This is a genomic window from Paenibacillus radicis (ex Gao et al. 2016) (assembly GCF_014641555.1).
Taxonomy (GTDB): Bacteria; Bacillota; Bacilli; order Paenibacillales; family Paenibacillaceae; genus Pristimantibacillus; species Pristimantibacillus radicis.
Map to the genome: position 1 here is coordinate 498,777 of NZ_BMHY01000003.1, position 13,771 is coordinate 512,547.

General features: G+C 50.5%; 12 protein-coding genes. 4 read left to right on the forward strand and 8 right to left on the reverse strand.

What is annotated here, in order from left to right:
- Position 1 precedes the first annotated feature (1 nt).
- Both IEX98_RS10815 and hflX read left to right on the forward strand, forming a co-directional pair.
- Positions 2 to 1,225, forward strand: coding sequence for an MFS transporter (locus tag IEX98_RS10815; RefSeq protein WP_188889080.1), 1,224 nt, complete (start codon positions 2 to 4; stop codon positions 1,223 to 1,225).
- Between the two features lie 424 nt (positions 1,226 to 1,649).
- Entirely contained in the window at positions 1,650 to 2,945 is a 1,296-nt protein-coding gene (gene hflX / locus IEX98_RS10820) for a GTPase HflX (protein ID WP_374705334.1), read from the forward strand.
- A gap of 112 nt (positions 2,946 to 3,057) precedes the next feature.
- On the opposite strand, the gene IEX98_RS10825 is transcribed toward hflX, so the two are convergent.
- The 5 genes from IEX98_RS10825 to IEX98_RS10845 all read right to left on the reverse strand — a co-directional run bounded on the left by IEX98_RS10825 (position 3,058) and on the right by IEX98_RS10845 (position 6,941).
- Entirely contained in the window at positions 3,058 to 3,702 is a 645-nt protein-coding gene (locus IEX98_RS10825) for a hypothetical protein (RefSeq protein ID WP_188889082.1), read from the reverse strand.
- A 52-nt stretch (positions 3,703 to 3,754) separates the two neighbouring features.
- Positions 3,755 to 4,390 carry a peptide-methionine (S)-S-oxide reductase MsrA gene (gene msrA / locus IEX98_RS10830; protein ID WP_188889083.1) on the reverse strand — a complete coding sequence of 212 codons (636 nt, stop codon included), beginning with the start codon at positions 4,388 to 4,390 and terminating at the stop codon, positions 3,755 to 3,757.
- Complete coding sequence (locus IEX98_RS10835; RefSeq protein WP_188889084.1) at positions 4,383 to 4,712, reverse strand: thioredoxin family protein; 330 nt, start codon at positions 4,710 to 4,712, stop codon at positions 4,383 to 4,385. Before IEX98_RS10835 ends, msrA begins: the two co-directional genes overlap by 8 nt.
- A gap of 83 nt (positions 4,713 to 4,795) precedes the next feature.
- On the reverse strand, positions 4,796 to 6,217 hold the full coding sequence (locus IEX98_RS10840; RefSeq protein ID WP_188889085.1) for a sensor histidine kinase: 1,422 nt from the start codon (positions 6,215 to 6,217) through the stop codon (positions 4,796 to 4,798).
- Positions 6,195 to 6,941, reverse strand: a complete 747-nt coding sequence (locus IEX98_RS10845) for a response regulator transcription factor (RefSeq protein ID WP_188889086.1) — start codon at positions 6,939 to 6,941, stop codon at positions 6,195 to 6,197. The genes IEX98_RS10840 and IEX98_RS10845 overlap by 23 nt, the downstream gene beginning before the upstream one ends.
- Positions 6,942 to 7,100: 159 nt before the next feature.
- Between IEX98_RS10845 and IEX98_RS10850 the strand changes: the two genes are divergently transcribed.
- A complete protein-coding gene (locus tag IEX98_RS10850) occupies positions 7,101 to 7,841 on the forward strand; it encodes a hypothetical protein (RefSeq protein WP_188889087.1) in 741 nt (246 codons plus the stop codon).
- A gap of 1,481 nt (positions 7,842 to 9,322) precedes the next feature.
- On the opposite strand, the gene IEX98_RS10855 is transcribed toward IEX98_RS10850, so the two are convergent.
- The 3 genes from IEX98_RS10855 to IEX98_RS10865 all read right to left on the reverse strand — a co-directional run bounded on the left by IEX98_RS10855 (position 9,323) and on the right by IEX98_RS10865 (position 12,433).
- A complete protein-coding gene (locus IEX98_RS10855) occupies positions 9,323 to 9,892 on the reverse strand; it encodes a beta-class carbonic anhydrase (RefSeq protein ID WP_188889089.1) in 570 nt (189 codons plus the stop codon).
- Between the two features lie 238 nt (positions 9,893 to 10,130).
- Positions 10,131 to 11,282: an MFS transporter gene (locus IEX98_RS10860; protein WP_188889091.1), complete on the reverse strand. Its 1,152-nt coding sequence runs from the start codon at positions 11,280 to 11,282 to the stop codon at positions 10,131 to 10,133.
- Between the two features lie 44 nt (positions 11,283 to 11,326).
- A complete protein-coding gene (locus tag IEX98_RS10865) occupies positions 11,327 to 12,433 on the reverse strand; it encodes a polysaccharide deacetylase family protein (protein WP_188889093.1) in 1,107 nt (368 codons plus the stop codon).
- A 312-nt stretch (positions 12,434 to 12,745) separates the two neighbouring features.
- On the opposite strand from IEX98_RS10865, the gene IEX98_RS10870 reads away from it, so the two are divergent.
- A complete protein-coding gene (locus IEX98_RS10870) occupies positions 12,746 to 13,756 on the forward strand; it encodes an ABC transporter substrate-binding protein (protein WP_188889095.1) in 1,011 nt (336 codons plus the stop codon).
- Positions 13,757 to 13,771: the final 15 nt, after the last annotated feature.

Consider the following 13,771-nt stretch of genomic DNA (forward strand, 5'->3'; position numbering starts at 1 on the left):
CATGTCGCAAGCTGTAGTGGCCGGAAAGGCCAATCAAACCGCGATGACGATTTTGCTCGGCGTCAGCGCGGCGCATCTGCTCAATGATGCGATGCAATCCGTTGTACCTGCTGTTTTTCCCATTTTCCAGCAGCAGCTGCAACTGAGCTTTGTTCAAATCGGATGGGTGGCCTTCACGTTGAACATTACCGCCTCCATTCTTCAGCCGCTCATCGGTCTCTATACGGACCGCAAGCCGCTCCCGATCCTGCTTCCCCTAGGCATGGTGTTCACGCTGCTCGGAATGATCGGACTCGCGCTGGCTCCGTCTTATGCCATCCTGCTTTTGGCAGCCGCATTAATCGGTGTAGGCTCCTCTGTCCTTCATCCTGAATCGTCGCGTGTTGCCCATCTGGCAGCAGGCAAGGGCAAAGGCTTCGCCCAATCCGTCTTTCAGGTAGGAGGCAATGCCGGCCAGGCACTCGCTCCGCTGATGGTTGCCTTTATTATTAGTCCAAGAGGACAGTTAGGCTTCCTATGGTTCACGCTGCTAGCCATCGCGGGTATTCTAATTCAATACCGGATTAGCAAATGGTACAAGGAGCAATACCGGATAGCTGCCGCTGCCAAAAAAGCAGCGAAGGTCTCCTCCGCTCCTGCCGCCAAACGTTTCAGTAAACCGTTCATCGGTTTCGTACTGGGCATTCTCATTCTGATGCTGTTTTCCAAATTCGTTTATTTGGCCAGCATGACAGGCTATTATGCTTTTTATTATATGGAAAGCTATAACTTGCCGCTTGACCGCGCTCAAATTGTATTGTTCGCCCTGCAATTCGCCGGAATGGTCGGAACCTTCCTGGGCGGGCCGCTGGCAGACCGCTTCGGCAGACAAAAAATTATCTGGTTTTCCATCCTGGGCACGGCACCGTTCTCTCTGCTGCTGCCTTACGCTGGACCTACAGGCGCCATCTTCCTGTGCATCGCCATCGGCCTGATTCTCATGTCCGGCTTCTCGGTCATCATCGTCTATGCGCAAGAGCTGCTGCCAGGGCATGTTGGTACAATTGCCGGATTGTTCTTCGGCCTTTCCTTCGGTCTCGCCGGACTTGGCTCCGTCGTCATGGGCTGGCTGATGGATACGCATAGCGTTGGCTTGATGGTCAAAGTTTGTGCATTCCTGCCTTTGCTTGGCCTATTCGCGCTCTTCCTTCCGAAGGATTCAAAAATCATGGGACAGCAAGTCTAACGTTTGCTTGATTTCCAGAGCTATGCTACACTGTATTCAATTCAAGAAATGGAACGGAGGGTTACGTGTGGTGGACTTTATCCGAGTTAGAACTTTGCGCGGCTAATTAGCCAATGAATAGCGACAAAGCTCTGCCTGTGGCAGAGGACTCAGGATTAGTCTGTCTACATTTGACGTAACCCACTGACTTAACTCTCAAGTTAAGTCTATGCAGCCCATGCTGGGGAGCGGACTGCGGTTTGCCCGCAACGTCCGTCCCTTTCAGCGATGGGAGGATGCTGCACCTTTTTTCAAAGGCTGCGGTTAATGGCGTCGATTGGACTTTTTCCGCTGATATCCTCTCGCCAACACTGTGTACACAGGCAGATTTCACTGGCCTGTGTTTTTTTGTTTTTTTAATACGTGTTTGGAGGATGATAGATCTATGATGGAAAACCAAACCCTGCTGCAGCAGCAGCAAAAAGCGATTATTGTCGGCGTTCAGCTGCAAGGTCAAACGGACTTTGCCTATTCCATGCAGGAGCTGAGCAGTTTGGCGTCAGCCTGCTTTATCGAGGTTGTTGATGAGCTAAGCCAGAAGGCCAGCCGCATCAACCCTTCCCACTACATCGGCACCGGAAAAATCGATGAGCTTCGTGCGCTTCTGCACGGTCACGAGGCGGATGTCGTCATCTTCAACGACGAGCTGTCGCCTTCGCAAATTCGCAACCTGGAAGCCGAGCTCGAATGCACCGTTATCGACCGGACAATTCTCATTCTGGATATTTTCGCAGAACGTGCCAAAACAAGAGAAGCCCAGCTTCAAGTTGAAGTCGCGCGGCTTCAATATATGCTGCCCCGGCTTGTTGGCCTTCGCGCTTCGCTGGGACGGCAAGGTGGCGGCTCCGGTCTCAAGAACAGAGGCGCCGGCGAAACGAAGCTGGAGCTCGACCGCCGCAGAATCGAAGAACGGATTACAGCGCTACAAGCCGAGCTTGAGAAACTCGTTGCAAGACGCCAAATTCAGCGGAAGCAGCGGAAGAAGAATGAAGTACCTGTGGTCTGTCTCGTGGGCTACACGAATACAGGCAAATCCAGCATGATGAACGCGCTCATCGAGAAATTCCACCCGGAGAGCGACAAGTTTGTTTTTGCCCAGGATATGCTGTTCGCGACGCTGGAGACTTCGGTGCGAAGCATCGAGCTGCCCGACAACAAAAGCTTTCTGCTTACCGATACGGTCGGTTTCGTAAGCCAACTGCCTCACCATCTTGTAAAAGCGTTCCGCTCCACGCTCGAGGAAGTCACCGAAGCCGACCTGCTCGTACATGTCGTGGATTACGCGCATGAGGATTACGAGCAGCTGGTCACGGTCACCAATGATACGCTGAAAAGCTTAGGTGCGCTCGATATTCCGATGATTTATGCTTACAACAAATGTGATCTGACGGATCATCCGTTCCCTGAAACAGTCGACGGCAACATCTATCTCTCCGTCCGGCAGAGTGCGGGATTGGATGAGCTGATTGAATTGGTTCGCGGCCAAATCTTTAACGACTATGTGCAGTGCGAGCTGCTTATCCCGTATACCCAAGGCCGCCTCGTCGCCTATTTCAACGAACATGCGCATGTGCAATCGACGGCCTATGAGGAAGAAGGAACACGGCTTGTCATGGAATGCCGGAGAAGCGACTTCGATCGTTACAAAGATGAAGTAACCGTGCTTCAGCCATCGTCTTAAAACAAGTAGCATATAAGAAAGGCACGCCCTGCGGGGGCTGACTCTCTCATCAGAGAGGGAACAGTCCCGCGGGGCGTGCCTTTTTTCGTTGTAAGTAGGAGGAAGCCGTTAATCAAGACTTCGCATACGTTAAAATCGCAATAGCAGCCCGCTCCCGCCGCTCTGCATCCTCGCTGTATAGCGCCGCCTTCAGAATGTCCAGCGCAGCTTGGATGGTAGCAGCGTCCACCACCGGCGCTTCACCCACCGGCAGAACGCCGCTTCCTGTCTCCTCCGCAGCTCCAGCTCCTGAAAGCCAACGCTCCAGCGTGGCCTTATCGACAGGACGGTCCAGCCAGGCGATGGCCCGCTCCTCATGCAGCAAGCGCTGCAGTTCGTGAGCAGTCAGATCCTCAGAACGCACCGTCTTCAGCCACGTGACACCACGCCGATGGCAGGTGCCGTCATCCGGCGTATCGGCATTCTCCACGTAGTAATAGTCGCCGAGATCGCCGACATGAATCTCTTCCTCATCCTTGACGAGCACATAATCGCCATCCGCCATTCCATAGGCGAACATACTGAGCTCCTGCATTCGGTCGGCCAGCTCTTGACCTTCGAGACGATATACTTTGGCCAGCGAAGCCATCGCCTCATCCGGCTCCATACGCTCCAGATCACCGATCCCCGGCCAGCCGATGCAAATATAATGATCCTCGAGAAAAGCCGACATTCTGCCGGCCTTAAGCAAATTCGTCTTTAAGGCAAACAGCTGCATGCTCTGTGCTCCCTCTCATTTTCACTATGAATCCTATTGCATTCCATATACGTTACCATTTGATCCGGCGCAGAAGCTCCAGCAATTCCTTTCGTTCATCCGGTCCGATGTTCCAGTCCTCAAGCTCGGAGCGAATGCGCTCCATACTCGTGTAGCCTTTCGCCAAACCGTTAAGCCGAGCGGCGAGTGTAGAGCGGAACAGCTCCTGCTTGTCTGGATATAGGGCTGACAGCTTCTCTATTGCATCAGGGTATCGCTGCAAATAATACTTCTGATGTCTTTCTTCCGCTGGGTAAAACTCGGTATAGCGCGTTATTCGCGTCTCGGGCTGTTCATATCCCAGATTGATACGATTCTGAATAACATGACGGATGACTTCCTCTTGCTCCTCACAGTTATAGAATAACAACGACATATACTGCGTTCCTTTATAGCCATTAATATTAATGGGGTTATGACTTTGCCAGAACAGCTCCACCAGCTGCTGGAAGGCAAGCTGATTCGAATCGTATTGGAGCTGCACGGTCTCCGAATGATCGCCCATCTCCCGGTAAGTCGGGTCAGGCGTCGTCCCTCCGGCATAGCCAACTGCCGTGCGAATGACACCGGGGAGATGGCCGAACAAGGCTTCCGGACTCCAAAAGCAGCCCATGCCTAGCGTTGCTGTCCGTACTGCCGCATTATCCATTCGGCTGCTCGGCCTCCTTAAGGAGGCTGTACAAGTAATCGACGGAACGCATCGCGTATTCAAAACGAACGGGTTCGCCATTTTTGACCAGCACAAGGCATGGAACGCTTGTAATGCGCCACGCCTCGCGCAGCTTGGGCGAGTAGTTCATATTCATTTTATAAAGTGTGGCTGGTACTCCAGCTGTATCGGCGATTTCGAGCATTCGCTCGGCGACTTTGCATGTTCCGCAAAACGGCGTTGAGAATAGAATCGCATCCGTTCCTGAACCAATCCGGTTCATGCGAAGCCAATCGTCTTCTGTAATGGGTTGAATGGCCATATTGATTTTCCTTTCGCTTGCTCCTGTTGAATGCCTCTCCTCTTAGTATAAGCGGAGCCGCCGAGCCCCACAACCCGACTAAGCTACCCCGAAACAGGAAAACCGAAGGAAAACTGTGCGCCGCCCTCTCGCCGGTTGTCCGCTGTAATCCATCCTCCGCAGCGCTCCACGATCGCTCTGGCAATTGCAAGACCCAAGCCGGAATCCCCGTCTTTTCCTTTAACAAACCGGTGGAATAAGTACGGCAGCAGTTCTTCTGGTATGCCTTTGCCGTCATCGCTTACTATTAGCCGGATCTGGCCTTTTTCCACAACAGCTTGAATATAGATATTCCGTTCGGCATGACGAATCGCATTCGACATCACGTTGATCAGCGCTTGCAGCAGCTTGTCGCGATCGGCCGTCACGCTTATTTGCTCCAATGCCTCGTATGACGCATGCAGTTGAATACCCTTTTTCACCAACTGCGGATTCATTCTTTCCGTCGTTTCCAGAATTAGCTCCTTTAAATCAACGGGGGAGGCTTTATAAATATCTTCCTCGCTGTCCAGCTTCGCTAGCAGTGTCATTTCGGTCACAATATTTCTTAGGCGGCCGCTCTCGCTCAAAATAATGTCCAGCCCCTTGCGTACGCTGTCCCCTTCGAATACGCCGTCCCGAATGCCTTCGGCATAGCCCGCAATCGACATTAATGGAGATTTCAGTTCATGGGACGCATTCTGAAAAAATTGCTTTTGCGCACTGTTGAACCGGTTGAGCTCCCCTGCCATGTCATACACCGTCTGAGCGACCGAGCCGATTTCCCCGCCCGCTTTCACAAGCTTCACTTTGGAAAATTGCCGCCCCTTCACCTTCTGCAGCTCCTCTTTCAGCCGCATCAGCGGCTTGATAAGCTTTCTCGTAATGAGGAGGCTGAACAGCAGCATGAGCAATCCCCCGACGCCAAAAACGAGCAGCAGACGGATGAGCAGCGCCTGCTCGATTTCCTTAATTTTGCTGACGGGTGTCAACAGTGTTAACTTGCCCTGTGGCAAAGAGCTGACTTCCACCAAATAACGGCCATCTGCGCCAGACCATAGATCCTTCAGGCCAGAGCCCGTTACAGGCTCTCCCTTTATGGAGGTGACCGCCCCCTCCACCTTAACATAAGGTGTGCTAACAGCCGCCATACCGGCTATTAGGGGATTAGCAGCTGTTGTAGTACCTTCCAATACCGTTCCGCTAGGCACAATATTGCCGTTATCATCACTGATAATCGCTTCTATATTCGCATAGGCAGGTGATAATTGCTGAATATTAATGGGCGTAGCATTGCTTACACTTAGTGTTGAAGCGTTTTCCTCTTTCATATTTGCCGAAAGATAGCTGCCCATCGTTCTCATATCTTGCTTCTGCGTCCCGATAAAATGATCCAGCAGTACATAATGAATCAGTACAGCCGTAATGGATAAGACGAGCACCAGCGCAACTCCAAAAGCGATATTAATTTGATGGACCAGTTTCATTCGTCGGCACGCTCCCTTCTGTTCTCATACGATAGCCATGTCCCCATACCGATTCGATGGGCAGCTGCTCCATTTTTTTGCGCACACGTTTGATGAGATGATCGACTGCGCGATCACTGCCGAAATAATCGTCGCCCCAGATGAGCGTCAACAGCTCCGACCTGGTGAACGCCCGGTTCGGATACTCCGCGAACACTTTCAACATCGCAAATTCCTTGCTCGTCATATCAATCTCTTCGCCATGCCAGAACACGCGCCGCTCATCTAGTATTAATTGTAGCTCGCCGCGTTCAATCCGGTCTGCTGGAAGCGTTGCAGGCGATATGTTGCTCTCATCCGCATTCCTATATTTGTACCAGCGTTGCAATTGCCGCTTAATGCGGGCGACCAGTTCCCTAGGGCTAAACGGCTTCACCAAGTAATCGTCGCTGCCAAGCTCCAGCCCTAATATTTTATCCACTTCATTATCTTTGGCAGAAATCATAATGATCGGCACATCCCCTTCATTGCGGATGCGACGGCAAAACTCATACCCGTCCATACCGGGAAGCATGACGTCCAGTACCCATAGATCGGGAGGGCTCGTCCGCCATAGCTCCCAAGCATCCTCCGCGCTTTCCATGGCAATCGTCTCATAACCTTCTCTTTTCAAATAAACCTCTACCAAATGACGTATATGCTGATCATCGTCTACAATCGCGATGCGAAAATTGTTGTTAGGCACGCCTTATACCTCCTGTACATTGCTGCTCTCAGTATACCAAGGCGGCAGGCGGTATGGGGGCGTGCCATTGTTTTTCCACAAATCAACCAATGTTCTGCCATACCTGTCCGGTAAAGTAGTCCCTGTAAGACAAAACAAACCACGAAGGAGTGTGTTCCTATGAACCACAAAACGATTATTTCCCGAGTAGCCCTGTCCGCCCTGATCATGTCCAGCATCGCTGGAGCAGCTATCGCAAATGCTGCAACCGGCAATGACAAGCCCGTTACTACTACAGGCAGCTATGTTGCTTCGCAAGATGTGAAATTTGATTCCACGAAAACACTGTCGGTCGTAAACAGCTTCACAAACCCGCTTGAGCTGGCGAAAAAATATGCGCCGGAAACAGAAAATGACTGGAAATCGATTCTCGCCGCTTATGACAAAGCAATCAGCAATCGTTTTGCCAACGTTCCTGTCGGAGAAGCAGTTGCTGTGGATGGCGCTTCCGCTGCCGTCAGCCTGCAAGCTGTTGAATCCGTAAATATCAAAGATCTCGATCTCTCCGACGTTAAAGTTCTCGACGCTAAAGATCTTAAAGTCGTAGGCGACGTGAAACTGAATGGTGAATTTGCAGCTACAACAGCAGCAGCCGATGGTAAAATCGTCAAAGGTGAATTTATTAAAGGCGAAGCGATTGATGCTGGCAAACTGGCCGAGATCTCCAAAGATGGAGCAGCTTCGCTGGTCCCAGCAGCCGCTCTGGAAGCAAGCGACTCGGATAAAGCATTCCTCCGTGCAGAAATCGCGCTGGCTAAAGCCGTTGAAAGCAAAGATGCAGCGGCAATCAAAGAATCGCTCGCGAAGCTGTATGAGCAATACAAATTGCAAATCGAACAATGGGAAGCTGCTGCTGAATAAGCAAGACTGAAGATCGGTTTAGGGACAAGCGGGTGTCCCTTCTGCCCGGGAAGACAACCTAACGAACCTAAGTCGCTAATTAGCGAAGTTAAGTTCGCTCTTGGAAGGCCAATGGATCAGGCTTCTTCTATTAGCGAATCAAATTTCGCAACTCGCGAACTCAAGTTCACCAATAGCGAACCTAGATTCGCTGTAGACTCTCGAACCTACACGAGAAGGTCTACAGCGAATTTTGGTTCGCTATTTAGCGTGTTTGCTTCACTACGACTCTCAGAGCGATTATGTGAGCTTTCCCGCTGCCTTGTATTTCACTTCTGTACTGAATCTGCTCCACTAGTCCATAAGCTGCTTTAATATTCATGTGACTAAAGCATAATGAATCAGAGATCCAGACTAGACTCCCTCACTTAGGCAAGAATGCCTCTATTACGCGAGTTTTCATTCAGAACAGCGGCAGTTGTTCGCGAGGACACTAATATAGAGTTTTATTGTACGGGTGCGCGCCTAGGCAACTTCCAATGAGATAACAGCTGTTTAAAAGTAAAAGGATAAGGGTAACGGATGTTACTTTGGAGCGTCCACACGATACTTTTGCATGTTAAACAAATTATTTAGATGCATTAGTGTTACTTTGGTTTGGCGCGTCAACTGATGTTCTGATTTACCCATATTGCTTTGACGTGTTACTACTATTCTGATTTAATCATTTTGCTTTGATGAGTAACTACTGTTCTGATTTACTCATTTTACTTTGGTGCGTTAACTAACTGCTCAGACTTACTCTTGTTACTTAGGAACGTACCCATGTTACTTTAGAGCGCTGACGGCTATCTGCCTACTCGTACTCATGTACTTTAGAGCGTTAACTATATTCGGGTGAACACTTAGGTTACTCTGATGAGTCAGCGACAGTGTGGCCGTTTTCAAGTTACTTAGCGTATTAACGAAGCTGCTTCGCTAAATAGTGAAGCTAGGTTCGCTGTGGCACGATGAGAGGCACCCCATTATTTCATTAGCGAACTGATTTTCGCTATTCGTGAACGTAGGTTCACCAGTTGCGAATCTAGATTCGCTGTGGTCTCGAACAGCAACTGCTGACATGCCTACAGCGAATTTGGGTTCGCTATTTTGCGAACCTGCTTTACTCGAGACTCACACGGTCTTCGCTGAACTACCTACAGCGAATTTGGGTTCGCTATTTTGGGAACCTGCTTCGCTCGTGACTCCCTCAGCCGCTGCTGACCTGCTTGCAGCGAATTTGGGTTCGCTATTTTGCGAACCGAAATTCGCTCGGAACTCGCATACGAACCAGCTCCGCTGCCCAGCAATGCCGCGCTGCACTAGCAGCGTAGCTCGCCGCATCAACTGCCGTTCCGATGCGGCAGTACCGCGCTTGCACAGCAAATACCCCGGAAGATGCCGCGCTTGCCGCGTGGCTCCTTCCGGGGTATGAATCAGCAAATCATGAACATACGCCCAGCCTACTGCTCTTCTCTAAAATCCTCGACAATGACTTCGATAGCTCCCGTCTCAGGGTCCATAACGAAGCCGTGCACCGGAACGGATTGCGGGAACAGCGGATGGCGACGGATCATGCGCACGCTGTGCATCACGCCGTCTTCGGGACGTTCGAAGCCGCGCAGGAAGCGATCCATCCGGATGCCGGAGTTTTCCAGCGTCTCGATCACTAAAGGATCGATACCGTTCTCGATGAACTTGCCAACCATCCGTTCAGAGTCGATTGAGTTCATCCCGCAATTGCGATGTCCTATAACGATGATCTCTCTAGCGCCAAGCTCGTACACCGCTACCAAGATGCTCCGCATCGCGCTGCCGAAAGGCTGCGTCAGGATGCCTCCGGCGTTTTTAATGAACTTGGCATCGCCATTTTTAAATCCGAGCGCCTTTGGGAGAAGCTCGACAAGCCTAGTATCCATGCATGAAAGGATAGCAACCTTCTTATCCGGGTATTTATCCGTCAAATAATCCTCATATCGTTTCTCTTCTACAAACTGCTCGTTATAAGCCAACAAGCTTGGAACGATCGACATCAAATCCCCTCCTCGCTACCTGCCGTAGCCGCCGTTAAGACAGCCTTGTAAGGTGATAGCATTCATTTTACCATTACCCTTCGCCAGGTGGCAAAAAAAGTCATCACCAGACAGCAGACGACACCATAAAAAAACAGAGCACCCGCAAGTCCAACTGGACCCGCGAATGCTCTGTCTCTCGCAACGTGACGGGCAAATTTCACGCCTACGTTACAGTTAATGTTGCATCTTGCACACTTTACGCAGCTACAGTAGGAGCCACTTGCTGTTGATGACGTCTAAATGCAAAAAACAGCACAGCAGCTATCGTACATAACCCGCATAAAATCAAGTACAAGTAATGAGCGCCCAAGCCATCGACGAGTACGCCGCCAAGCGCGCTGCCGATGATGCCGCCTAGTCCCCAAGATATGGCCGTATACAGCGTTTGCTGCGTCGCCTTCGTCCCCTCGGAGGAGAGGCTTTGCACAACCTCAACGGATGTGCCGGCAATGAATGCGAAGGCCACCCCGTTCAGCAATTGCAAACTCAGCGTCATAGAGACGCTCTCGAAGGCAAACATCATGAAGTATTGCACACCATATATGGCAGACGCCAGGCAAAGCAGCTGATAACGTCCCATCCGTTTGCTGAGCTTAACCGCCACCCAGAACATCGGCACCTCGATCAGTGCTGCAATGGCAAACGCGCTGCCGATCCAGCTTTTATCGAAATTCATTTCCTTAAAGTACAACGGGAGAAAAGTCATATTCATGTTCGCGGACATCATCATGAGCATGCTGGTTACAATGAACACGATATACGGCTTGTTCCGCATAACCTCGCCGATCTGGCCAAATAGCGGCGCACGGCTGCGCTTCAATTTCGCCGAAGGCAGGAACACGATGACGACGCAAATTAGCAAGCTAAAAACCAAATAGTAGTTGAAAATGTTATCATAGCCGTATTTTTCGTATAAAATGCCTGTCGCAAATGTACCAATGGCGTAGCTTAACGCTCCCCATAAACGGACGCTGCCGAATGAAAAACCGCGCTGACTGGCGATTTCTACAGCAATCGCATCGCCGATAGGTCCGCCTGACGATTGGAACCAGGCGAAGAAAACAGACAGTACAAGTACGGCTGCGATTCCGCTCGTCCATTGAAAGCCCATCCCCAGCAAGGGTGAGACAACTGCGCACAGAATCATGATCGTTCTGGGATTGCCAATCCGGTCATTGATAATCCCCATCACCGGCTGCGCCACTACGCTAACCATTGCCCATAACGACAGTATCAAACCAACTTTCGTTGAAGTGTATCCCTGCTCACTGAAATATAGACTCGTATAAGGAATGAGGACGGAAACCGCGCAATACCAAACAAAATAATAAACTGCTAAAATTCTCACCGGCTCTTCTCCTCAGGCCTAGCCTCTATCGGCTTATGACACTTCTATTGCTCTGTAGGCACATCTTCCACAATTTCGGCTGGCCAGCCAAGCTGTCTGCACATTTCAGCAGCCCGGCGCAGGTCACGCCGCGCCTCAATGCGCGTTAATCCAAGTCTCGAAGCCGTCTCTGCCGCCCAGCGGAAAATATAGACCAGCGTATCGGCTTGCGCTTCCTTCGCCGCGTAGTCGAGCAGTACGAGCGTATCGCCTCTCACGCCCATACGTACGTAGCTCCAATGCGTTCCTTCGAAGCTGCGCAGGCCAAACAGCTCGCGGTCCTCCGTTGCCCCATGCGCTTGAATCGGCTGCTGCAAATAAGTCAGCCATTCTTCACGATTGTTCGCATGCTGCTCATATTGTGTAAGGCTCCATTCCAGCGTCTGGTCGGCAAGCGCAGCCAGCTGCTCTTCACTATTCAGGTAGGACCAGTGTTCTGTCGGATGATCGAGCTCCGCCGGAACTTCAATGGAGATGTTCCAGCTTCTGTAGTTCGCTTTCGCACCAATTGATTCCAGTATAGCAGGAACTCCGACGCCCTCAAGTCCTTTCTGCTTTGCCAACCGGATTAATGCCCGCAAGCCTTCAGGCGAACCAATCGCAATGTCATTGCTGTGCATGACGACAATCGAACCCTTCTCCAGCTTAGGCTCCACCTTAGCGAAAATATTTTCTGCCGGAATGCCCGCCCAGTCGCCAGAATCAATACCTTCAATATCAATATAGTTTCGCTCGACGAGCCAGTCGAGATTTTCCTCGCGGAACGAGCAATACGGGAACCGCATGAAAGTCGGACACGGAAGTCCTGTCGCGTCTTGATAAGCGAGCTCCGTCATCTTCAACTGCTCCAAAAATACAGGCTTTGGCACTTGCGCCATCCGGCGGTGATGATACGTATGCGGAGCGAGCACATGCCCGCGGGATAAAATTAATCGGGCACGATCGGGATGACGATCCATCCACTCGCCGGTGAAAAAGAATGTGCCTACCGCGCCTTCCTCATCCAACACGTCCAGCCAAGCCTCAATCGGAAGACGGGAAGGCCCGTCGTCAAATGTAAATGCGCAAATATTTTCGTTCTCATTGCCTTTCCAAACTGCTTTGATCGTCATGCTGCAGCCCCATTTCCGTATTTAGATAACAAGTATTATAGAGAGAGAACGCATACAACTCTACTACTGTTCTCCCCTTCTATAATACAATCTTACTGATATGTCCGATTCTCAGGACAAAATTCGGTTATTCGCCCCTCTAACTTCCCTAATCCCAATGTGTTCCTGCTTTATCCACCTGCATCAGAACCCCGCACAAGTGGACATTTCCATTCAAAAAAGAGTCCAGATCCGACATAGCCATCCGACTTGTTATTGACTATAATGGGTGATAATGATTATCATTTTAAAGTAGAGAAGGGGAAACACAACATGCTTAAGACTTGGAACAAACAATATTTGCTGCTCGTTCTGGTACTGATGGTATCGGTTCTGTCAGCTTGCGGAAGCAATAGCTCGAATTCCAATTCGACTGATCCGTCGCCGTCAGCTGAAGCGACTGCTGAAGCTTCGCCGCCAGCAGCGGAAGAATCGGCTACAAGAGTTTTCAAAGACGGCCTGGGACGCGAAGTTACAATCCCAACCCATCCGAAAAAAGTGATCGCGCTGCAATATTTGCCGGAAATGATGGCGCTGGAAACAAAGCCTGCTGGCGTTGCGTCCCACCTTCTTAACGGCTTCACTTATATGAAGGATCAAATTGCCGGCATTAATGATATCGGCCCGACTAATGATCCGAATCTGGAGAAAATATTGGAGCTTGAACCCGACCTCATTATTACGGCAGAATGGAGCAAGGATCAAGTTGAAAGCTTGAACAAAATTGCTCCCACTATCGTTCTGCAATGGGAAGGCCAAAACGCGGTTGCACATTTCAAAAATGTAGCGGACGCACTCGGTCAAAACGACGAAGCCGAGACTTGGCTTAAAAACTTCAATAAAGAGGCCGAAGAAGCAAGAGCAACACTCGCATCTAAGGTCGAAAAAGGCGAAACGTTTGGTGCTGTCGTAATCGGCGGTTTCGAAAAAGGCCAGCTGCGTGTATATGGTGACGGCAACGTTGGCTATACCTTGTTCAACACGCTGCAATTCCCGATGACGGATTTTGTCCAAACGGAGTGGAATAAAGGGGACAACGAGCTGGGTATCAACCTTTCGATGGAAAAGCTTCCTGAATACGCTTCGGCTGACCGCTTGTTCGTTGTCCGTTTCGACAATGACAAGGATTTCCTGAAGCAGGTGGATGAAAGCTCGCTGTGGAAAAACCTGCCTGCCTACAAGAACAATAAAATTTATACCGTCGATGCCGACCTTTGGTTTTCTTATGACGTATTATCGTTCCAAGCTCAACTTAAAGACGCTGTACGCTTGCTGTCCGAATAATCTAATCAACAATAT